Source organism: Nonomuraea sp. NPDC049784, from assembly GCF_040659615.1.
Lineage (GTDB): Bacteria > Actinomycetota > Actinomycetes > Streptosporangiales > Streptosporangiaceae > Nonomuraea.
On the sequence record NZ_JBFAMX010000077.1, the window covers coordinates 1 to 19452 of the forward strand.

The 19452-nt window shown below is 70.8% G+C and carries 22 protein-coding genes; 15 read left to right on the top strand and 7 right to left on the bottom strand.

The features are described 5' to 3' along the window. Positions 1 to 672, top strand: a 672-nt coding sequence (locus tag AB0J09_RS18555; protein ID WP_360691965.1) for a BadF/BadG/BcrA/BcrD ATPase family protein, incomplete at its 5' end; no start/stop codon positions are given. Here the strand turns inward: AB0J09_RS18555 and AB0J09_RS18560 are convergent. Further along, positions 673 to 798: a hypothetical protein gene (locus tag AB0J09_RS18560; RefSeq protein WP_360691968.1), complete on the bottom strand. Its 126-nt coding sequence runs from the start codon at positions 796 to 798 to the stop codon at positions 673 to 675. After that, on the bottom strand, positions 795 to 1865 hold the full coding sequence (locus tag AB0J09_RS18565) for an acetyl-CoA acetyltransferase (protein ID WP_360691970.1): 1071 nt from the start codon (positions 1863 to 1865) through the stop codon (positions 795 to 797). The genes AB0J09_RS18560 and AB0J09_RS18565 overlap by 4 nt, the downstream gene beginning before the upstream one ends. Positions 1866 to 2140: 275 nt before the next feature. On the opposite strand from AB0J09_RS18565, the gene AB0J09_RS18570 reads away from it, so the two are divergent. Then, complete coding sequence (locus tag AB0J09_RS18570; protein ID WP_360691973.1) at positions 2141 to 2989, top strand: LysR family transcriptional regulator; 849 nt, start codon at positions 2141 to 2143, stop codon at positions 2987 to 2989. A 15-nt stretch (positions 2990 to 3004) separates the two neighbouring features. After that, positions 3005 to 3625, top strand: coding sequence for a MerR family transcriptional regulator (locus AB0J09_RS18575; protein ID WP_360691976.1), 621 nt, complete (start codon positions 3005 to 3007; stop codon positions 3623 to 3625). Here the strand turns inward: AB0J09_RS18575 and AB0J09_RS18580 are convergent. Beyond that, positions 3622 to 4509, bottom strand: coding sequence for a hypothetical protein (locus tag AB0J09_RS18580; protein WP_360691978.1), 888 nt, complete (start codon positions 4507 to 4509; stop codon positions 3622 to 3624). The genes AB0J09_RS18575 and AB0J09_RS18580 overlap by 4 nt on opposite strands. Before the next feature lie 76 nt (positions 4510 to 4585). Between AB0J09_RS18580 and AB0J09_RS18585 the strand changes: the two genes are divergently transcribed. Beyond that, entirely contained in the window at positions 4586 to 4999 is a 414-nt protein-coding gene (locus AB0J09_RS18585) for a TIGR03668 family PPOX class F420-dependent oxidoreductase (RefSeq protein WP_360691981.1), read from the top strand. On the opposite strand, the gene AB0J09_RS18590 is transcribed toward AB0J09_RS18585, so the two are convergent. After that, entirely contained in the window at positions 4989 to 5663 is a 675-nt protein-coding gene (locus tag AB0J09_RS18590; protein ID WP_360691984.1) for a ThuA domain-containing protein, read from the bottom strand. The two genes, AB0J09_RS18585 and AB0J09_RS18590, sit on opposite strands and share 11 nt — an antisense overlap. A 99-nt stretch (positions 5664 to 5762) precedes the next feature. Here AB0J09_RS18590 and AB0J09_RS18595 point away from each other — a divergent pair, with 99 nt between their 5' ends. From AB0J09_RS18595 to AB0J09_RS18610, 4 genes are read left to right on the top strand one after another with little or no spacing between them, the layout of a single operon-like run. Beyond that, on the top strand, positions 5763 to 6638 hold the full coding sequence (locus AB0J09_RS18595) for an NAD(P)-dependent oxidoreductase (protein ID WP_360691987.1): 876 nt from the start codon (positions 5763 to 5765) through the stop codon (positions 6636 to 6638). Between the two features lie 7 nt (positions 6639 to 6645). Then, positions 6646 to 7491, top strand: coding sequence for an RNA polymerase sigma-70 factor (locus AB0J09_RS18600; RefSeq protein ID WP_360691990.1), 846 nt, complete (start codon positions 6646 to 6648; stop codon positions 7489 to 7491). Positions 7492 to 7511: 20 nt separating this feature from the next. Continuing rightward, positions 7512 to 7583, top strand: a complete 72-nt coding sequence (locus AB0J09_RS18605; RefSeq protein ID WP_360692046.1) for a helix-turn-helix domain-containing protein — start codon at positions 7512 to 7514, stop codon at positions 7581 to 7583. 8 nt (positions 7584 to 7591) lie between these two features. After that, positions 7592 to 8353: an SDR family oxidoreductase gene (locus AB0J09_RS18610; protein ID WP_360691992.1), complete on the top strand. Its 762-nt coding sequence runs from the start codon at positions 7592 to 7594 to the stop codon at positions 8351 to 8353. A gap of 3 nt (positions 8354 to 8356) precedes the next feature. Here AB0J09_RS18610 and AB0J09_RS18615 read toward each other — a convergent pair whose 3' ends face one another. Beyond that, complete coding sequence (locus AB0J09_RS18615) at positions 8357 to 8929, bottom strand: helix-turn-helix domain-containing protein (RefSeq protein WP_360691995.1); 573 nt, start codon at positions 8927 to 8929, stop codon at positions 8357 to 8359. A gap of 79 nt (positions 8930 to 9008) precedes the next feature. Here AB0J09_RS18615 and AB0J09_RS18620 point away from each other — a divergent pair, with 79 nt between their 5' ends. The 5 genes from AB0J09_RS18620 to cpt all read left to right on the top strand — a co-directional run bounded on the left by AB0J09_RS18620 (position 9009) and on the right by cpt (position 15534). Next, entirely contained in the window at positions 9009 to 10658 is a 1650-nt protein-coding gene (locus tag AB0J09_RS18620; RefSeq protein ID WP_360691998.1) for an FAD-dependent oxidoreductase, read from the top strand. Then, on the top strand, positions 10655 to 12085 hold the full coding sequence (locus AB0J09_RS18625) for an ATP-binding protein (RefSeq protein ID WP_360692000.1): 1431 nt from the start codon (positions 10655 to 10657) through the stop codon (positions 12083 to 12085). The genes AB0J09_RS18620 and AB0J09_RS18625 overlap by 4 nt, the downstream gene beginning before the upstream one ends. An 86-nt stretch (positions 12086 to 12171) precedes the next feature. Next, complete coding sequence (locus tag AB0J09_RS18630; protein ID WP_360692003.1) at positions 12172 to 13704, top strand: AbgT family transporter; 1533 nt, start codon at positions 12172 to 12174, stop codon at positions 13702 to 13704. 25 nt (positions 13705 to 13729) lie between these two features. Beyond that, the gene (locus AB0J09_RS18635) at positions 13730 to 14863 is read left to right on the top strand and encodes a M20 family metallopeptidase (RefSeq protein ID WP_360692006.1); all 1134 of its coding nucleotides are present in this window, start codon (positions 13730 to 13732) and stop codon (positions 14861 to 14863) included. Positions 14864 to 14991: 128 nt separating this feature from the next. Next, positions 14992 to 15534 carry a chloramphenicol phosphotransferase CPT gene (cpt, locus tag AB0J09_RS18640; protein ID WP_360692009.1) on the top strand — a complete coding sequence of 181 codons (543 nt, stop codon included), beginning with the start codon at positions 14992 to 14994 and terminating at the stop codon, positions 15532 to 15534. A gap of 29 nt (positions 15535 to 15563) precedes the next feature. Here cpt and AB0J09_RS18645 read toward each other — a convergent pair whose 3' ends face one another. Continuing rightward, positions 15564 to 16586, bottom strand: coding sequence for an ROK family transcriptional regulator (locus AB0J09_RS18645; RefSeq protein WP_360692012.1), 1023 nt, complete (start codon positions 16584 to 16586; stop codon positions 15564 to 15566). 73 nt (positions 16587 to 16659) lie between these two features. On the opposite strand from AB0J09_RS18645, the gene AB0J09_RS18650 reads away from it, so the two are divergent. Continuing rightward, complete coding sequence (locus tag AB0J09_RS18650) at positions 16660 to 17841, top strand: MFS transporter (RefSeq protein ID WP_360692015.1); 1182 nt, start codon at positions 16660 to 16662, stop codon at positions 17839 to 17841. Further along, on the top strand, positions 17828 to 18745 hold the full coding sequence (locus AB0J09_RS18655; protein ID WP_360692017.1) for an aminoglycoside phosphotransferase family protein: 918 nt from the start codon (positions 17828 to 17830) through the stop codon (positions 18743 to 18745). The genes AB0J09_RS18650 and AB0J09_RS18655 overlap by 14 nt, the downstream gene beginning before the upstream one ends. A gap of 20 nt (positions 18746 to 18765) precedes the next feature. On the opposite strand, the gene AB0J09_RS18660 is transcribed toward AB0J09_RS18655, so the two are convergent. Beyond that, positions 18766 to 19356 carry a TetR/AcrR family transcriptional regulator gene (locus AB0J09_RS18660; RefSeq protein WP_360692020.1) on the bottom strand — a complete coding sequence of 197 codons (591 nt, stop codon included), beginning with the start codon at positions 19354 to 19356 and terminating at the stop codon, positions 18766 to 18768. Positions 19357 to 19452: the final 96 nt, after the last annotated feature.

Sequence of the window (19452 nt, forward strand, 5' to 3'; positions counted from 1 at the left end):
GTCGCCGGGGACATCGTGACCGCCTTCGCCGCCGGCACCTCCGCACCGTCGGGCACGGTGCTGATCTCGGGGACGGGGGCGATCGCGGCAAAAATTACCAACCACGAGCAGACGGCGACCGCCGACGGGTACGGGTGGCTGCTCGGGGACGAGGGGTCGGGCTTCTGGCTCGGCCACGCCGCCGCCCGCGCCACCATCCGCGCCCTCGCCACACCGGACGCACGCGCCGCACCCTCTGCTGATCGCGGGGGCGGGTCGCTGGTGGCGCTCGTCGTTCGGCACCTGCTGCCCGAAGGCGTGGGCGAGGATCCGGTCGCGCAGCTGGCGGCGGCGGTGCACGCGCGGCCGCCGCTCGCGCTCGCCGGGCTGGCGCCCCTCGTCAGCCAGGCCGCCGAGGCAGGCGACCCGGTCGCGGAGGCCCTCGTCGCCGAGGCCGCGTCACGGCTCGCGAGAACCGCCGCCCAGGTGCACGAGCCCGGCCTGCCCATCGTGCTCGCAGGCAGCGTGCTCACGTCGGAGGGCCCAGTGAAGCGAACGGTCCAGGGCCTCCTGGCGGGCACTGCCACGGCGGGGGACGCGGCAGGCGCGGCGGCATGGCTGGCGGCCCGGCCGCTGCTCGGGCATGACCGGGCCGCCCGCACACACCGTCGCTTCGTCGCGACGGCCGGATGACTACTCGTTGATGATCTCCTGCTTGGGGCGGCCGTAGACGGGGTTCTGAGGCAGGCGTTCCTCCGTCACCATCAGGTGGGCGCGCTCCGAGCAGGCCGGCGTGGCCTCCCAGCAGCTGATTTTCACCGTGTGAGCAGGGCGGCGCTCCCGTAGCTGCCGCCGAAGCCCGTCACCAGCGCCACTTCACGCCCGTTCCGCAGCTCACGCACGGCTTGGGCCACGTTGTTCAGGCCGTGCACGTAACCCTCGGAAAGGAGCCCTCCGTGCGGGTTCACCCAGGCGTGGCGGCGCTCCAGCAGGTACGCCCCCAGGTCCCCGCGCTCGACCAGCCCGAAGTCCTCCAGTTGCCGGGGCACGAGCCACGAATACGCGTCGTACGGCAGCGCCACGTCCACGTCCGACGGCCGCATGCCGGACGCCTCCCAGAGCATGGGCGCCACGTACGCCGAGAAGATGGCGGTGACGTCCGGCGCGCGGTCCATCGAGGAGCAGCCGGGGCCTCCCCCACGCACGACCGCTTGGACGCGTGGCCCGTCGAGGACGCCGCTGACCAGCAGGGCGCAGGCCGCGTCGGTCTCCTGGCAGCAGTCCGCCGTGCGGAGCGGGGTGCAGACGTACGGCTTGGCGAGGTAGTCCGCGAGTTCGAGCGGCTCGCGGCGCAGGGCCCGGGGGTTGCTCTTGGCGTTCTCCCTGGACTGGGCGACGACGGCGTGCATGTGCTCGGGGGTGAGGCCCGTGTCGTGCAGGTAGCGGGTCGTGGCCAGGGCGAACAGCGGGATCGGGCCCGCCAGTCCGTACGTGAAGCGCTCCTGGGGGCCGGTGGAGACGGTGTTCATGCGCTTGCCCGAGCGGCCGTTGAGCGCACGAAATATCACGATATTTCGCGCTAACCCGGCGTGTATCAGCATCGCCGCATCGCCCAGGATCGACGCCGCCTGCGTGCCCCCTCCCGCGATGTCGTTGTGCCAGCCGAGCCGCTCGATCCCCAGAGCCCGCGCCACCTGTACGGCGGGCACGGAGTCGTTCATGTGGTAGCTGAGCACCGCGTCCACGTCGCGCGGCCCGATTCCGGCGTCCCCGCAGGCCGCCCGGCACGCCTCGACCGCCAGCTCCAGCTCGGTGCGCCCGGACTCCCTGGTCAGGGCCGTCATCCCGATCCCAGCCACGGCCGCCCGCCCCGCGAACGGCTGCATCCCCGCCTCCGCCCCTCTTGCAGACCCCGGTGCCGCCACGCTAGCCCGCACCGCCGACTTAGGCAAGCGCTTGCTCGGCAAACGACGAGGCCTCCCCCGTGGAGGCCGGTGCGCCGATGAGGTGCTATGCGACAGAACCCCCGACCAGCCCGTTACGGCGATTCATCCATAAATATGGCTAGCAGCGGATAACTGAGTATCTTCACCAGAGCCAGGCCCTCTTGTAATACGGAAGTGTGATCAACCGATAGCCCATCATCACGCCGAGGTGAGGGATGGATCTACGCTACGTCCGGTACGCGATGGCGATCGCGCGGGCAGGCAGTCTGCGCCGGGCCGCCGCCGCGCTGCATATCGCGCAACCGACGCTGTCGGAGCAGCTCAGGGCGCTGGAGAAGGAGATCGGGGTCGAGTTGTTCAGCCGCTCATCGAGCGGCGTCCAGCTCACCGAGGCGGGCGAGGCGTTCCTGGCCCAGGCCACCGTCGCGGTCGATGCCTTCGACCGGGCCGTGGCCGCCGCGAGGTGCACGGCCCAGAGCGCCCGCCTGGGCGTGGCCGACGGGCTGGCGGACGTGGTGGCCCGGCTGCTCTCCCAGCTCCAGACCTCGAACCTGCGGGTGGCGCCCATGGGGACGGCCGAGCAGATCGTCTCCATCGTGGACGGCACCCTGCAGGCCGGGCTCGGCTACGCGCCGGGCTCGCTGCCCAGGGGTGTGGCTCGCATGCTGATTCACCGCTTCCCGGTACGCGCGCTGCTCCACCGCGACCACCCCCTGTCCGCGCACGAGGCGCTGTCGCTGTCGGACCTGGCGGCCGAGCCGCTCGTCATGCCGGAGTCCGACGCGGTGGCCGGGGCCCGCCGCTTCCTGGAGGGATTCGTACGGCACCGCCTCCACCCCCGCCTCGGCCCGTCCGCGGCCACGCACGACCTGGTCATCAACATGGTGGAGGAGGGCGCAGGCTACGCCCTGTGCGTCCACGAGGGCACCACAATCCCCGACACACTCGCATTTATCCCGATAAAGGAGGACGTACCGCCACTCGAAGTGGTCTTCCTCTGGAACCGCCAGACCGACGTGCACGAGCTCCTCAGCGCAGCCCGCCACCTCGCCCGATCTGGATAGCGCTATTATCTATCGATGCGCATCTCCGAACTCAGCGCCAAGTCCGGTGTCGCCATCCCGACGATCAAGTACTACCTACGCGAGGGCCTGCTGCACCAGGGGCAGCAGACAGCCGCTACCAGAGCCGAGTACGACGAGTCCCACCTGCGCAGACTCCGCCTGATCCGGGCCATGCTCGAGGTCGGCAGGCTCCCCGTGGCCTCGATCAAGAAGGTCATCGCGGCGGTCGAGGACGAGTCCCTCCCCGTGCACCTGATGCTGGGCACGGCCCACTACGCCCTGAGTCCCGCCGTCGAGCCCGAGCCCGGCGAGGACTGGCAGATCGCCCGCGACCAGGTGGACCGCCTCATCGCCGATCTGGGCTGGGACATCGACCCGCGCGCCCCGACCCGCGACGAGCTGGCCCAGACGCTCGTCAAAATGCGCCAGCTCGGCCTGCCCATCGACCTGACTCCGTACGTCGAGGCCGCGCGGAAGCTGGTGTCCGAGGTCGAGATGGACACCATCCCGTTCGACGGCCCGCGCGACGCCGCCGTAGAGGCTCTGGTCCTCGGCACGGTCCTGTACGGCAAGGCGTTCGACACGCTGCGCCGCATGGCCCAGGAGTCGGAGTCGGCCAGCCGCCTGTCCCCCTAGATCAGGCCGTTCGCGCGCAGCACCTCGACGGCGTGCACGGTGGCGACCCCGCGCCAGTCGAGCGCCCCGGCGGGCGAGATGCGCGCGTAGTCCACGCTCCAGCCGCCGTCGTCGTGCTGCTCCCCCGCCAGCCGGACCAGGTCGGCGGCGATCACCTCGGGCTCGAACAGGTCTCGGACCGGCCGGCCCGGGTGGGGCGCGAAGTCCAGCGGACGCAGGGCCTCGTTCTCGGTGCCGCCCTCGACGGGCACCCGCCCGTCCGCGGGAATGCCGGCGCCGAGCCGTTTGAGCAGGTCGGCCGCCCTTGGCTGGCTGTCGTACACGGCGTCGAGGAACCGCACGGCGAACAGCAGCACGTACGCGTGCGGCGTCTCGTCGAGCGCCTGGATCGCGTCGAGGCAGTAGCGCGTGGCCCGCTCCAGCCACGGATGCCCGGCCACGGCCGGGTCGTGGACGGCGACGCGGTGGGCGGAGGCCGCGGAGATCGAGGTGATCTGCAGGGACGAGGTCGCCGGGTCGCCGCCCGCCCACCAAGGAGCGGTGGCCTCGGAGACCGTGAGCGGCAGCGTGAACGGCAGTCCGCCGTCGGGCAGCGTGACCGACTCCAGCCAGTCGCACAGCGCCACGGCCTGCGGCGCGGTCGTGGGGGCGACGTTCTCGAACACCTCGAAGGCGTGCAGCGCAGCTCCTGGCTGGCTCTCTGGTGAGCGCAGGTCCGCCTCCAGTCCCCAGCCGTAGCCGCCGTCGGGGTTGCGGTAGGCGTCCAGGGCGGCCAGCACGGAGGCCGCGTCGCCGTCGCCCATGAGCAGGTCGTAGCGGCGGCGGTCCAGCACACGCGCGTGCCCGGCCAGGAAACCAGGGATCGCGGCAATGTTCACATTCATGCGCTCATCCTGCCCAGGCAGACGACATGCGGTCTTGTAAGTTCCGGACTCCTTCTCCGGCCACCAGAATGAGGGGATGGACGGCAAGCGGGCCCGCGCGAGGTTCCGGGGGGAGCGGGTGGCACGGCTGGCCACGGTCAGCGGCGACGGCACCCCTCACCTGGTGCCCGTCACCTTCGCCGTCGTCGCGGACCAGGTGGTGACCGCGATCGACCACAAGCCGAAGACCACCACCGACCTGAGACGCCTTCGCAACGTCCGGGAGAACCCGCGGGTCAGCCTGCTGGCCGACCACTACGAGGACGACTGGACGCGGCTGTGGTGGGCGCGCGCCGACGGCCTGGCCAGGGTCGTGCAGGAAGGACCGGAACGCGAGCCGGCGATCGACGCACTGGCGGCCAAATACGGCCAGTATCGCGAACACCGGCCCGACGGCCCGGTCATCCTCGTGGACGTCACCCGCTGGACCGGCTGGTCCTTCACTCCGTGATGGTGACGGGCCGCTTCAGCAGCCACAATGCGGCCCGCTGGAGCAGCGTCCTGTGCACCTCGTTCTCGTACGACCGGGTGTCGTGCCCCAGGGCGTCGTAGAACACCCGGCCCCGGCGCACCGGCCGCGCCCAGATCAGCGGCTGGCCGTTCGACGACGCCAGCGGCCGGACGTCGGGCAGGATGTCGAGGTCGCTGTAGACCTCGTCCACCACGTCGAAGTCCCGCAAGCCGTCCACCACCGGGTGTCCGCCGTGCACCCGCACCCCTGTCCACCCCAGCGGCGGGTGGTGGGACTTGGGCCAGGTCCAGCAGCCGCCCAGGACTCGCGACCAGCCCTGCCAGTCGTCGAAGCAGATCGACGCCGAGTGCATGCACAGCAGCCCGCCACCCCGCTCGAGGTGGTCGAGGAGCGTGGTCTGGGCTTCGGCCGGTAACGTGAAGCGCCACTCGTCACGCAGGTCGGCGAAGCGGTCCTGGGTCATCTGCCAGCGCAGCGCGTTGACCGTGATGAGCTGGACCTCCGACGGCTCGCTCAGCGCGCCCGCGATGTCCTCGGTGATCTCCGACTCGACCCCCACCTCGGCGAGCGCCTCAGCGAGCGCGGCCGACGTGGCGGCGAAGTCGTGGAACAGTCCTCCTGACAGGATCAGATTTCTCGCCACTTCCCAAGCTCATCATGCTTACCGCGGCATTTCCAGCCGGGAACTGTCACATCTCGCAAGGCTGCCCCGTCCTGTCTGCGTATGCGGAAGGAGAAGGTCATGAAAGTTCTGGTCGCGGGAGCCACGGGTGTGATCGGCCGCCAGCTGGTCCCGCTGCTCAAGGCGGTGGGGCATGAGGTCGTGACGCTGTCCAGGTCGCCGGGCGCGGACGTCGCCGTGGACGCGCTGGACCGCGATGCGACCGTGAAGGCGGTGCGGCGGGTCGCGCCGGACGCGATGGTGCACCTGCTGACGGCCATCCCCCAGGCCATCAACCCGCGCAAGATAGATCAGGAGTTCTCGGTGACGAACCGGCTGCGGACCGAGGGCACGAGGAACCTCATCGAGGCGGCGCCGGACGCCAGGTTCATCGCCCAGGGGCTGGCCTACGCCTACCAGCCGGCGCCCGGACTGGCGGACGAGGACGCGCCGCTGTGGCACGACGCGCCCAAGGCGTACACGCCGGTCGTGGCGGCGCTCGACTCACTGGAACAGCAGGTCACCGAGGTGGGCGGGCTGGTACTGCGGTTCGGGCACCTCACCGGGCCCGGCTCCGTCTATGCCAAGGACGGCTCCACCACGCAGTCCGTGCTCGCGGGCAAGCTGCCGATCGTCGGCGACGGCGGCTCTGTTCTGTCGTTCACCGACTCGCACGACGCCGCCACGGCCGTGGTCTCGGCGCTCGACCGGAACGTCTCGGGTGTGCTGAACATCGTGGACGACACGCCGGTGAGGATGGCCGAGTGGCTGCCGCGGTATGCCGCCCAGCTCGGCGCGCCCAAGCCCAAGCACGTGCCCGCCTTCCTGGCCAGGATGCTCGTGGGCGCCTTCGGCGTGGCGTACATGACCAGGCTCAGAGGCGCCGACAACAGCCGGGCGCGGCTTCAGCTCAACTGGCGGCCCCGGCATACCTCGTTCCTCAGTGACGAGGCATGATGCCGCCGTGGAATTCGAGGACTACCGACCCATGCTGCTCGGGCTGGCCTACCGCCTGCTCGGCAGCATGTGGGACGCGGAAGACGTCGTCCAGGAGGCCTGGCTGCGGTGGGAGGGCACCGACCAGAGCGAGATCAGGGAGCCGCGCGCCTTCCTGCTGACCGTGGTCTCGCGGCTGGCGCTCGACCAGTTGCGCTCCGCGCGGGTCAGGCGCGAGGCGTACACCGGGCCGTGGCTGCCCGAGCCGGTGATGACGTCGGAGGCGGGGCCGCTGGACACGGCCGAGCTGCGTGACACCGTCTCGTACGCGACCCTGCACCTGATGGAGCGGCTCTCGCCGCCGGAGCGCGCGGTGTTCGTGCTGCGGGAGGCGTTCGAGCTGCCGTACGACGAGATCGCGGCGATCGTCGGCACCTCCGTGGCCAACGCCAGGCAGATGCACCACCGCGCCTCCGCGCGGCTCGCCCAGGGGCGTGACAGGTTCCAGCCGTCCGCGGCGGACCACGCCAAGCTGCTGACGAAGTTCATGGACGCGGCCTCGGGCGGCGACCTGGCCGCGCTCACCGAGCTGCTCCACGAGGACGTCGTGGCCTACAACGACGGCGGCGGCAAGGTCAGGGCCGCGCTGCGGCCGATCTTCGGACGGGGCAAGGTGGCGGCGTTCCTGGACGGCCTGCTCAGCCGGTACGACTTCACGGACGCCCAGCTGATCGAGGTCAACGGCCAGCCGGCCGTGTGGACGCGGGTCGGCGAAAACCGCCAGGTGGTGTTGATCGACATCCGCGACGGCCTCATCACGGGCATCTACGGCGTGCTCAACCCGGACAAGCTCACCCGCGTCAGCCCGAACTGAGCCCGATCCGGTTCAGCACCCTGACCAAGCTCTGCGAGGTGCTGGAATGCCAGCCGGGCGACCTGCTCAGCTACCGCCCGCACGATCTATAGTCGCCCCTATGGATCTCGGCATCTCGGGCAAGGTCGCCCTCATCACCGGAGGCAGCGCGGGCATCGGGCTCGCGGCCGCCAAGAGCCTCGCGCGTGAGGGCTGCGACGTCTGCGTCAGCGCCCGCAACCCGGAGCGGCTCGCGGACGCGGTGGTGCAGCTGCAGGAGTATGGCAAGGTCGTGCACGCCGTGCTGGCCGACGTGGAGGACCCGGCCGCCGCCCGGCGGCTGGTCGAGGAGACGCGCGACGTGCTCGGCCCGATCGACATCCTGGTGGCCAACTCGGGCGGGCCGCCGGCCGGCCGCTTCGACCAGGCCAGCCTGGCGGACTGGGAGGTCGCCGTCGAGCGCAACCTGCTCGGCACCGTACGCCTGATGCACGCGGTCCTGCCCGACATGCGCTCGCGCGGCTGGGGGCGCATCGTCACGATCACCGGCAGGTCGGCCAGGGAGGCGATCGACGGCCTGGCGCTGTCCAACGCCACCCGCTCGGCCGTGGCCGGCGTCGTACGCACGCTGGCCCGTGAGGTCGCCCGCGACGGTGTGCTGGTCAACAACGTGATGCCGGGCCCCATCGACACCGACCGGCTGCGGGAGCTGGCGGGCGGCGAGGAGGCCCTCGCCCAGCGGGCCGAGGCGGTGCCGGTCGGGCGCGTCGGGACCCCGGAGGAGGTGGGGGACGTGGTGGCGTTCCTGGCCAGCGAGCGGGCCTCGTTCGTGAACGGGATCTCGATGCTGGTGGACGGCGGCGAGAGCCGCGTCATCGCCTGAACGTCACTTCCTGACCAGCGTGCGCACCATCGCGGCGGCCCAGGGCCCGTCCGCTTCAGGGAGCTCGACGAAGTAGGACATGTTCGCCCGGTGGAAGCAGGCGCCCATCAGCATCGCCGCGGCGGCGTCGGCATCCATCGCCTCGTCGATCCGGCCGGCGCGCTGCTCGACCCGCAGGATCTCGGCCAGCGCCTGGATCGGCAGATGCGGGCCCGATCGGGTCTCGGCCAGCATGCCCCTGAACCCCGTCATGAGCTTCGGGTCGGCCAGCACGCCGGACGCGATGCCCGCGGCCTTGGTGTAGAACTCCACCGCCATCAGCGCGAACTCGGTGAGGTTCGCGGCCAGGTCGCCCTGCCCGGTGCTGAGGCGCAGCCGCGCCAGCGCGGGGGCGAGCGCGGGCAGCCGCTCCAGCAGGACCGCGAGGAAGAGCGCCTCCTTGCTGGCGAAATGCTTGTAGAGCAGCGCCTCCGAGCAGCCGGCCTGATGGGCGATGCGCTTGGTGGTGGCACCCGCGATGCCGAAATCCCGAATCGCCTGCTCGGCGGCGTCGATGATGCGATCGCGTGTGCCCATCCGCCCATGATATGAGCGAGTGCTCACTGACCCCCTCGCGCATGACATGCTTCCTATTAGGGACCAGTGGGGAGAAGACATGGACAAGCCGGTCATCGTTACGGTGGACGACGACCCGGGCGTCTCGCGGGCGGTGGCCCGCGATCTGAGACGCCGCTATGGCCAGGAATACCGGATTGTCCGCGCCGAGGCGGCCCGGGAAGGCATTGAGGCAGTCAAGCAGATGCGGCTGCGGGGCGACGACGTGGCTGCCATCCTGGCCGACTACCGCATGCCGCAGATGAACGGTGTGCAGTTCCTCGAGGCCGCCATGGACATGTATCCGTACGCGCGCAGGGTGCTGCTGACGGCGTACGCCGACACCGACGCCGCCATTCAGGCGATCAACGTGGTGGACCTCGACCACTACCTGCTCAAGCCGTGGGACCCGCCGGAGGAGAAGTTCTACCCGGTGATCGACGGCCAGCTCGACGCCTGGATGCGCACGGAGCGGGTCGAGCAGTCCGAGCTGCGGGTGGTGGGCGACCGGTGGTCGGCGCAGTCGTACAAGGTGCGTGACTTCCTGGCCCGCAACCACGTGCCGTACCGGTGGATGCTGGCGGAGGACCCGGAGGGCGCGCAGCTGGTGAAGGCCGCCGGCGAGGGCTGCCACCTGCCGCTGGTGGTGACCGCCGAGGGCACCACGCTGGAGTCGCCCGACCAGGCCACGCTGGCCACGGCGGTGGGCCTGTCGACCATCCCGGCCACCGACTTCTACGACCTGATCGTGGTGGGCGGCGGCCCCGCCGGGCTCGGCGCGGCCGTCTACGGCGCCTCGGAGGGGCTGAACACCGTGCTGGTGGAGGCCTACTCCTCGGGCGGCCAGGCGGGGCAGAGCTCCAGGATCGAGAACTACCTGGGCTTCCCCGACGGCGTCTCGGGGCAGCAGCTCGCCGACCGGGCGCGCAGACAGGCGCTGAAGTTCGGGGCGGAGCTGCTGACCGCGCGCAAGGTGGTCTCCCTGGAGGCGCGCGGCCAGGCGCGGGTGGTCGGGTTCAAGGACGGCGGGGAGATCGCGGCGCACGCGGTGATCCTGGCGACCGGCGTCACCTACCGCCGCCTGGAGGCGCCGGGGCTGGACGAGTTCGTCGGCCGTGGCGTCTTCTACGGCGCTGCCCTGACCGAGGCGCCGTCCTGCAAGGGCACCGAGGTCCACATCGTGGGCGCGGCCAACTCGGCCGGGCAGGCAGCGGTCTACCTGGCGGGATTCGCGAGCAAGGTCCATTTGTTGGTGAGGAGTGATGGTTTGGAGAAGTCCATGTCTCACTACCTCATCGAGCAGATAGCGGCGCTCCCCAACGTCGAGGTGCACCTCCAGACGGAGGTCGTCGGCGGCGAAGGCGACGACCACCTCGAGCGGCTGACGCTCTCGACCAAGGGCGAGACGCGTACGGTCGACGCGCAGTGGCTGTTCGTGTTCATCGGGGCCGAGCCGTACACGTCGTGGCTGAGCGAGACGATCGAGCGCGACGAGAAGGGCTTCGTGCTGACCGGTCCCGATCTCCTGCAGGGCGGGAAGCGGCCGCGTAACTGGCCGCTGCGGCGCGAACCCTACTTCCTGGAGACGAACGTGCCCGGGGTGCTGGCCGCGGGCGACGTACGCGCCGAGTCGATCAAGAGAGTGGCCTCCGCCGTCGGCGAGGGCGCGATGGCCGTCGCGCTCGTGCATCGCTACCTGGAGAAGCAATGAGCACAACTATCGACATCGACGAACTGCGCAAGCTCTTCCTCTTCGAGCGGCTGACCGACGAGCAGCTCACCAAGCTCGCCAACGCCGGCAGGGTCCAGTCGTACGGCGCGGACGATCTCATCATCCGTCAGGGCGACCCGGCCGAGTGCTTCGCGGTGCTGATCGAGGGCGAGGTGCAGATGCTCAACGAGACGGTCAGCGCCGGGACCGTCGCGATGCCCCGCACCTCCCAGCCCGGCGTGTACGCCGGCGCCACCAGCGCCTACCTCGGCGACCGCGCGCCGCAGACCTACCAGCACTCGCTGCGGGCCACCGCGCCGTCGCGGATCTTCCTCCTGCCGGCCAAGAAGTTCGCCTACATCATCGCCGAGTGGTTCCCGATGGCGATGCACCTGCTCGACGGCCTGATGTCCGGCGGGCGGTTCCAGCGCGAGGCCATCGACCGGCGGCAGCGGCTGACCGCGCTCGGCACGATCACGGCCGGGCTCACGCACGAGCTGAACAACCCGGCCGCGGCGGCCGTGCGCGCGGCGAGCGAGCTGCGCTCGCTGATCAGGATCTCGCGCCTCCAGCTCGCCGCGCTCGCCGAGGAGGGCATCCCGCCGGAGAAGCTGCGCACGCTGATCGAGTGGCAGGAGGCCTGCACGAGCAACCTGGGCAAGCTGCCGCCGCGTTCGCCGCTGGAGATCTCCGACGCCGAGGACGAGCTGGGCGAGGCACTGGACGAGCTGGGCGTCGAGGACGCGTGGGACCTGGCTCCCGCGCTGGTCAACGCCGGGTTCTCGAACAAGGAGCTGGAGAAGGTCCGCGGCAAGGTGGGCGAGGAGCAGACTCCCGCCGCGCTGCGCTGGCTGGCCAAGGCGATCGAGATCTCGCAGATGCTCGACGAGGTGACCGAGGCCACCGAGCGCATCACGTCGCTGATCAGCTCGGCCAAGCAGTACTCGCAGATGGACCGGGCGCCGTTCCAGCAGGTGGACGTGCACGACCTGCTCGACAGCACGGTCGCGATCTTCCGCGGGAAGATCGCGCCGGGCATCAGCGTGGTCACCGACTACGACCGCACGCTGCCGCTCATCCCCTGCTACGCGGGCGAGCTCAACCAGGTGTGGACGAACCTCATCCACAACGCGCTCGACGCGATGGGCGAGGAGGGCACGCTGACGATCCGTACCGCCCACGACGAGGACGAGGCGATCGTCGAGATCGGCGACACCGGACCGGGCGTGCCCGACGCGATCAAGGAACGGATCTTCGAGCCGTTCTTCACGACGAAGAGCGTGGGCCAGGGCACCGGTCTCGGCCTCGACATCTCCTACCGGATCGTGGCCGGACGGCACGGCGGGGAGATCAAGGTCCGCTCGGTGCCGGGCGAGACATGGTTCGAGGTACGCGTGCCGCTCCGGGAGCCCGTCCCCATCCCCTGAACACCCTCTCTTGACCGAAGACTTGTCAGGAGCCTCCTTTACCCCATGTAATGGTTGACCGAAATATGGGGAAAGGAGACGGGCTGGTGAGCGCCTCCGAGACGGTGACGGGTTCGCGTTCCCTCAACGCGCTGCTCCGCGTGCTGAGCGGGATCGAACGGCTGGGCAACAGGCTGCCTCATCCATTCTGGCTGTTCATCGTCCTGAGCGCGTTACTGGCGCTGGTGAGCTGGGGCCTGTCGGCGGCCGGGGTATCGGCGGTGAACCCGGCTTCCGGCAAGACCGTCGTGGCCAAGAACCTGCTGTCCGCCGACGGCGTGCGGATGATGGTCGAGGACGTGGTCGAGAACTACACCACGTTCCCGCCGCTCGGCACGATCCTGGTCGTCATGCTCGGCGTCGCCGTCGCCGAGCGCTCCGGGCTGCTGGCGGCCGTGCTGCGGTCCGGGGTGTCGAGGGTGTCGCCGAAGTGGGTGACGTTCGCGCTGGCGTTCACCGGCATGGTGGCGCACGTGGCCTCCGACGCCGCGTACGTCGTGCTCATCCCGCTCGGCGCGCTGGCCTTCCGCGCGGTGGGGCGCAGCCCGATCCTGGGCATCGTGGTGGCGTTCGTGTCGATCTCGGCGGGTTACGACGCCAGCCCGCTGGTCACCCCGGTGGACGCCATCCTGTCAGGGCTGACCACGGCCGCGGCGCACACCGTCGACCCGGCCTACACGGTCACGCCGCTGGCCAACTATTTCTTCTCGCTGGCCTCCTCCCTGGTGCTGGCGGGCGCGATCACGCTCGTGACCGAACGCGTGCTGGCCCGCCGGGTCGAGTCGATCCCGGTCGATCCCGACGCCCCCGACGACGACCTGGGCTCGCTGGCGCTCAGCGCCGAGGAGCGCCGGGGCCTGCGAGCCGCGTTGATCGCGCTCGTGGCGTTCGTGATCGTGGTCGTGGCGGCCGTGCTGCCCGCGGGGTCGCCGCTGCGCGGCAAGGACGGCAGCATCGTGCAGTCGCCGCTGCTCACCTCTATCGCGGTCTTCCTCGCGCTGGCGTTCCTGGCCGCCGGGTGGGCGTACGGGAAGGCCGCGGGCACGGTCACGGGCAGCAGGGACATCCCGGGATTCATGGCCCACGGGCTCCGCGAGATGGCGCCGATCCTCGTGCTGTTCTTCGCGATCTCGCAGTTCCTGGCGTACTTCAAGTGGACCGGCATCGGCGAGATCATCGCGATCGGCGGGGCGGACCTGCTGAAGTCGGCCGGGGTGAGCGGGCCGGTGGTGTTCCTGGGCATCCTGCTCGTGGTCACGCTGATCAACCTGGTGGTCACCAGCGGGTCGGCGCAGTGGGCGCTGGTCGGCCCGGTCTTCGTGCCGATGCTGATGCTGCTGAACATCCCGCCGGAGACCACCCAGGCTCTGTACCGCATCGCCGACTCGTGCACCAACGCGATCACGCCCATGAGCCCGTACTTCGTGATGGCGCTCGGTTTCCTCCAGCGCTACCGGCGCGCGGCCGGCATAGGCACACTGGCCTCGATGACCATCCCGCTCTCGCTCACCCTCCTCGTCGTCTGGACTCTGCTGTTCTTCGTGTTCTGGTGGCTGGGCATCCCGCTCGGCCCCGGCTGATTCATCGGTTTTGGAAGGATTCCCCGTGTTGATCAACGACTGGACCCGGCAGGCCCTTCCGGGCATGCTCGACGACCTCAAGGCCGCCGTGGAGCTGGAGACCCACAGCTACGACAAGGCCATGCTGGTCAAGGGGCTGCGGGCGATCCGCGCCCGGGCCGTCGAACGCCTCGGCACACCGGACGAGGAGGTGCTGCACGACGGCGGGCCGCACGGCGACATCCTGGAGCTGACCTACGAGGGCACCGCGCCGGGGACCGTGCTCATGCTCAGCCACTACGACACCGTCTGGCCGGCGGGGACGCTGGCCGAGTGGCCGTTCTCGGTGGTGGAGGGCAAGGCCACGGGGCCGGGCGTGTTCGACATGAAGACGGGCCTGGTGCAGTCGATCTGGGCGCTGCGCGGGCTGCGGGAGCTGGGGCTGCCGCACCCGAGCGTGCGGTTCCTGTTCAACGGGGACGAGGAGATCGGCAGCCTGACCTCGCGTCCGTACATCGAGGCCGCGAGCGAGGACGCGCTGGCGACCCTGGTCTTCGAGGCGTCACTCGACGGCGCGCTCAAGACCGCCCGCAAGGGCGTGGGGCTGTTCAACGTGAACGTGACCGGGAGAGAGGCGCACGCCGGGCTCGACCCGGACGCGGGGGCGAACGCGATCCACGCCCTGGCCGAGATCGTCACCACGCTGGCCGGGGCCGGTTCCCGCGAGCGCGGCACCACCGTGAACGTCGGGCTGATCACCGGCGGCACCGGCCGCAACGTGGCGGCCGGTCACGCGAGCTGCGGCATCGACGTGCGCGTGACGGATCCGGCGGAGATGGGGCGGATCGACGACGTGTTCGCCGGCCTGAAGGTGTCGGATCCGCGGGTGTCGATCTCCGCCACCGGGGACTGGAACCGGCCGCCCATGACGCCCAACGCGGCCTCACAGCGGCTGTTCAAGGAGGCGCGGGAGGTGGCGGCCGGATTCGGGTGGCTGCTGGACGAGGCGTCGGTGGGTGGCGCCAGCGACGGCAACTTCGTCTCCGCGCTGGGGCGGCCGGTGCTGGACGGGATGGGGGCCGTGGGTGATGGGGCGCACGCCCGGCACGAGCACGTGCTGGTGGAGCACATTCCGGAGCGTACGGCGCTGGCGATGGGGCTGATCATGGCACTCGCCTGACGCGCGCGTTCAGGGTCGCGGGGCAGGTCCAGACAGGTGGAACTGCGCACTTCCGAAACCGTTCCACTGACATTCGCCCGGCTGAAAACGTGTTTTCAGGCCATGGGCACCGCTTCTAGTGTGGGGCGGTGACAACTCAGGTGATCGTGCTGAATGGCGGCTCCAGCTCGGGAAAGTCGGGAATCACCCGCTGTCTGCAGGCCGTACTCCCGGATCCGTGGCTTGCCGTCGGCGTCGACTCGCTGATTGAGTCGATGCCCGCGTCCATACAGGCATCAGACGCGGGGATCGAGTTCGCTCCGGACGGCGGGGTGAGTGTCGGTCCAGAGTTCCGGATGCTGCAAAAGGCGTGGATGGAGGGAGTCGCCGCCATGGCCCGGGCGGGCGCTCGGGTGATCGTGGATGACGTCTTCCTCGGTGGAGCAGCGTCCCAGCAGGATTGGCAGAAGGTTCTTGCCGGACTGGACGTGCTGTGGGTCGGTGTCCGGTGCGAGAGCGCGGTCGCGGCGGGCCGCGAAATCGCCCGAGGGGACCGAATCCAGGGGATGGCCGTGTCACAGGCAGAGGTGGCTCACCAGGGCGTGGTCTACGACATCGAAGTGGACACCACACATACCGAGGCCCTGGTGTGTGCGCAGAGTATCGTCACCCGAATGCAGTGCCGGGCATAGCCTCCTCGGACGGCTTCTGACGCGCGCGTTCAGCCGAACACGTTGTCGCGGGCCAGGTCCAGAGCGGTCAGCACGGCGCCTTGCAGCACCGCGTTGCCCTTGACGGTGCTGGCGCGGACCTCGGTCGGCGCCGGAGCCAACTCCCGCAGGTGCCCGGCGACCAGCTCGGCCAGCTCGTCCCCACCTTCGTGACCCGTCGTGCCGCCGAGGACGACGAGCCCGGGGTCGAGGAGGGTGGCGAAGGCGAAGGCACCCAGGGCGATCCGCCGGGCCAGCTCGTCCCGGTCGAGGCCCGAGATGGCCTCGGGGTTCACCTGATCACAGAAGGCCACGCCGCCCACATCCAGGAACCCGATCTCCCCCGCGCCGCCCGACACCCCCCGGCGCAGCCGCCCTCCGAGCACCACCGCCGCCCCCACGCCGTCGTCGAGCCAGAGCAGCACGAAGTCCTCGCTCCCCACCGCGGCTCCGGTGCGGAGCTCTGCGATGGCGGCCAGATTGACCTCGTTCTCCAGGATCACCGGCATGCCCAGGCGCTCGCGTACGTACGTCATCGTGCCGCGCCGCCACCCGGGCACGTCGTTGGGCGACGCCAGCTCCCCGTCACGCGGATCGACCAGCCCCGGCGCGCCGACCACGACCGTGTCCAGCACGCGCTGCCCGACCGCGTCCCTGACCACCTTGGTGATGAGGGTCGCCAGGTCGGCTCTCGCGCCGATCGTCGTCCTGGCCTCGCTGACCACGCGCCCAGTGATGTCGGCGACCGTGACGTTCACGTTGTCGCGCCGTACGTCCACCCCCGCCACGTGGGTCCGGTCCGCCACGAGCCCGTACACGCGCGCGTTCGGGCCCCGGCGGTCCTCGCCGGACTCGCCTGTGATCTCGATGAGCCCGCCCGCCGTGAGCCGCTCGATCAGGTCGGACACGGTGGGCCTGGACAGCCCGGTCATCGTACGGAGCTGGGGCGCGGTCAACGGCCCGTGCTCCAGCAGCAGGTCGAGCGCCAGCCGGTCGTTGATCGCCCGGGCCATGGCCGGGGTCGCGGTCTTCACGCCCCCAATAATAATCAGGGAGCCTGCCTAAAACCTCTTTTCATCAGGAACCCTGCCTGATAATTTCTCGGACATGAGACATCACCGTGCCATCGCGGCCGTCTTCGCCACGCACGGCGCCGTCGCCGGCACCCTGTCCACGCGCATCCCCTGGATCCAGGACCATCTCCACCTCAGCCCCGCCACCCTCGGCCTCGCGCTGCTGTGTCCGTCGATCGGCGCCTTCGTGGGGATGCCGACGGCGAGCCGTCTCACCTACCGCTTCGGCAACCGCGCCGCCACGCGCACCCTCATCGCGCTGTGGTGCGCGGGCCTGGCCCTGCCCGCGCTCTCCCCGTCGCCCGTGTGGCTGTTCGGGGCGTACCTGCTGTTCGGGGCGGCGGCGGGCATGTCCGACGTCGCGATGAACGCGCACGCCGTCATACTCGAACGGCGCCTGGGCCGCTCGATCATGTCGGGGCTGCATGGCATGTGGGCCGTCGGCAGCCTGGCCGCCGGCGGCCTCGGCGCCCTGGCCGCGCACGCGGGCATCGACGCCCGGCTCCACCTCGGGGTCATGTCGCTGGCGTTACTCGCCTTCGGCGCGGCAGCCGGCCGCGGCCTCCTCCCCGACAGCGGGACGGCAGCAGGTTCCGTACGCGTGGCTGACGCACCCCCGCCACGACGCTTCGCGCTCCCCACACGCGGGATCCTGGCCATCGGGCTGGTCGGGTTCTGCGGGACGTTCGCCGAGGGCGCCAGCTCGAACTGGGCCGCCGTCTACCTCACCGCGGTCACCGACGCCAGTCCGGGGCTGGCCGCCGCCGGGTACACCGTCTTCATGCTCTGCATGGCGAGCGCGCGACTGCTGGGCGACCGCGTCATCCGCCGGCTCGGTCCTGTCGCGGCCGTCAGGACGGGCGGCGCCGTGGCGGCGGTCGGCGGGGTCCTCGTGGTCGCGGCCCGCACTCCGGCCCTCGCCATCGCTGGGTTCGCCCTGGTCGGGCTGGGGATAGCGGTGATCGTGCCGCTCGTGTTCGCGGCGGCGGGCAACGCGGGCACGACTCCGGGCGAGGGCGTGGCAGGCGTGGCTACGATCACGTACCTGTCGGGCCTGATCGCCCCCGCCGTTACCGGATGGGTCGCCGGCGCGCTCAGCTATCCCACGGCGTTCGCGCTGATCACCGCTGTGGTCGTGCTGCTGACGCTGCTCGCCCCCGTCCTGCGCCGCTCCCCCAACTCTCACCCAGAAGGAGCCCTGCGTGTCCACGCCTGACCCCGACGACGTGCTGATCGACGAGCCCCTGGTACGCCGCCTGCTCGCGGCGCAGTTCCCCCAGTGGGCCGGCCTACCCCTCACCCCCGTGCCGCGGTCCGGGATGGACAACGCGACGTTCCGGCTCGGCGAGGACATGTCCGTACGTTTGCCCCGCTACCCCCGGTGGGTCGGGCAGGTGGAGCGCGAGCACCGCTGGCTGCCGCGGATCGCCCCGCACCTGCCGCTGCCGATCTCCGAGCCGCTCGCGAAGGGCGAGCCCGGTGAAGGCTACCCCTTCCCCTGGTCGATCTACCGGTGGCTGGAAGGCGAGACCACGGAGGAGCTGGCGGATCCCGTGCGGGCGGCCAAGGAGCTGGCCGGCTTCGTCCGCGCGCTGCAGCGGATCGACGCGACCGGCGGTCCCGGCCCCTCGTGGAGCAACGCGTTCCGCGGCGTGCCGATGGGCGACGAGCGGGACTCCCTGGCCGTCGAGGCCCGCGTACGCCCCAAGATCGAGGCGCTGCGCGGGATGGTGGACACCGACGTTGTGACGGCCGTGTGGGAGGCGGCCCTGGCGGCCCCCGCCTGGGACGGCCCGCCGGTGTGGATCCACGGCGACCTCGCCACCGGGAACCTCCTGACCGTCGAGGGCAGGCTGAGCGCCGTGATCGACTTCGGCACGCTCGCCGTCGGCGACCCCGCCGTGGACCTGCTGGCCGCGTGGAAGTTCCTGCCTCCCGAGGCTCGGGGCGTCTTCCGGGAGACGCTCGGCGTGGACGACGCGACCTGGGCGCGAGGCCGCGGCTGGGGCCTCGCGGCATCGCTCCCGGTGCCCGACGACCCCTACTACGCCGACCCGGTACGCGCCGACACCGCGCTTCGCCATCTCGACGAGATCATCGCGGACTTCCGTTCCGCCTGAACCCCCGGCGAGCGTTGGGGTCAGTCCTGGCGTAGAGCCCTGAGAGCGAGGTCGACGAGGGCGTCGGCGTACTCGGGGGTGAGCGGGCCCGAGCGGTGCAGCCACCGCTGGAACAGCGGGGCGTACAGGAGCTCCAGGGCCAGGTCGAGGTCGGCGTCGGCGGCTATCTGGCCGGCCCCCTGCGCGCTGCGCAGCCTGGCCTTCTTGGCCTCGTCGACCGGGCCCGCCAGCTTCTCGCGGTACTGGGCGGCCAGCTCGGGATCGTTGATGATCTCCGTAGTGAGCGCCCTGATCGGCGCCTCGAACTCCGCATCGGCGAACTCGGCCACCGTCGCCCGCATCACCATCTTGAGATCGGCCTCGATGTCGCCCGTGTCGGGCAGCGCAATGCTGTCGCCGACCTGGCTGAGGGCGAGGAAGGCGTCGAAGACCACGGCCCCCTTGGACCGCCACCAGCGGTAGATCGTCTGCTTGCCCACGCCGGCGCGGGCGGCGATGGCCTCGATCGAGAGCCTGGCGTATCCCACCTCGGAGACCAGCTCGCGGGCCGCGTCGAGGATGGCCTGGCGCGAACGCTCGCTGCGGCGGGCCGGGTCGGGTCGCGTGGACATGCGGGCCAGCATAGCAGCGCGGCGAGACGAGACGGTCCGTCTTGACAGGGCTCAACGGTCGTATAGTCTGCCTGAAGACGAGACGATACGTCTCGT

Coding starts and splice junctions, on each gene's coding strand:
- AB0J09_RS18650 (WP_360692015.1), top strand. CDS start 16,660: ATGAGACATCACCGTGCCATCGCGGCCGTCTTCGCCACGCACGGCGCC.
- AB0J09_RS18615 (WP_360691995.1), bottom strand. CDS start 8,929: ATGGGCACACGCGATCGCATCATCGACGCCGCCGAGCAGGCGATTCGG.
- AB0J09_RS18625 (WP_360692000.1), top strand. CDS start 10,655: ATGAGCACAACTATCGACATCGACGAACTGCGCAAGCTCTTCCTCTTC.
- AB0J09_RS18595 (WP_360691987.1), top strand. CDS start 5,763: ATGAAAGTTCTGGTCGCGGGAGCCACGGGTGTGATCGGCCGCCAGCTG.
- AB0J09_RS18580 (WP_360691978.1), bottom strand. CDS start 4,509: ATGAATGTGAACATTGCCGCGATCCCTGGTTTCCTGGCCGGGCACGCG.
- AB0J09_RS18620 (WP_360691998.1), top strand. CDS start 9,009: ATGGACAAGCCGGTCATCGTTACGGTGGACGACGACCCGGGCGTCTCG.
- AB0J09_RS18585 (WP_360691981.1), top strand. CDS start 4,586: ATGGACGGCAAGCGGGCCCGCGCGAGGTTCCGGGGGGAGCGGGTGGCA.
- AB0J09_RS18570 (WP_360691973.1), top strand. CDS start 2,141: ATGGATCTACGCTACGTCCGGTACGCGATGGCGATCGCGCGGGCAGGC.
- AB0J09_RS18565 (WP_360691970.1), bottom strand. CDS start 1,865: ATGCAGCCGTTCGCGGGGCGGGCGGCCGTGGCTGGGATCGGGATGACG.
- AB0J09_RS18660 (WP_360692020.1), bottom strand. CDS start 19,356: ATGTCCACGCGACCCGACCCGGCCCGCCGCAGCGAGCGTTCGCGCCAG.
- AB0J09_RS18610 (WP_360691992.1), top strand. CDS start 7,592: ATGGATCTCGGCATCTCGGGCAAGGTCGCCCTCATCACCGGAGGCAGC.
- AB0J09_RS18575 (WP_360691976.1), top strand. CDS start 3,005: ATGCGCATCTCCGAACTCAGCGCCAAGTCCGGTGTCGCCATCCCGACG.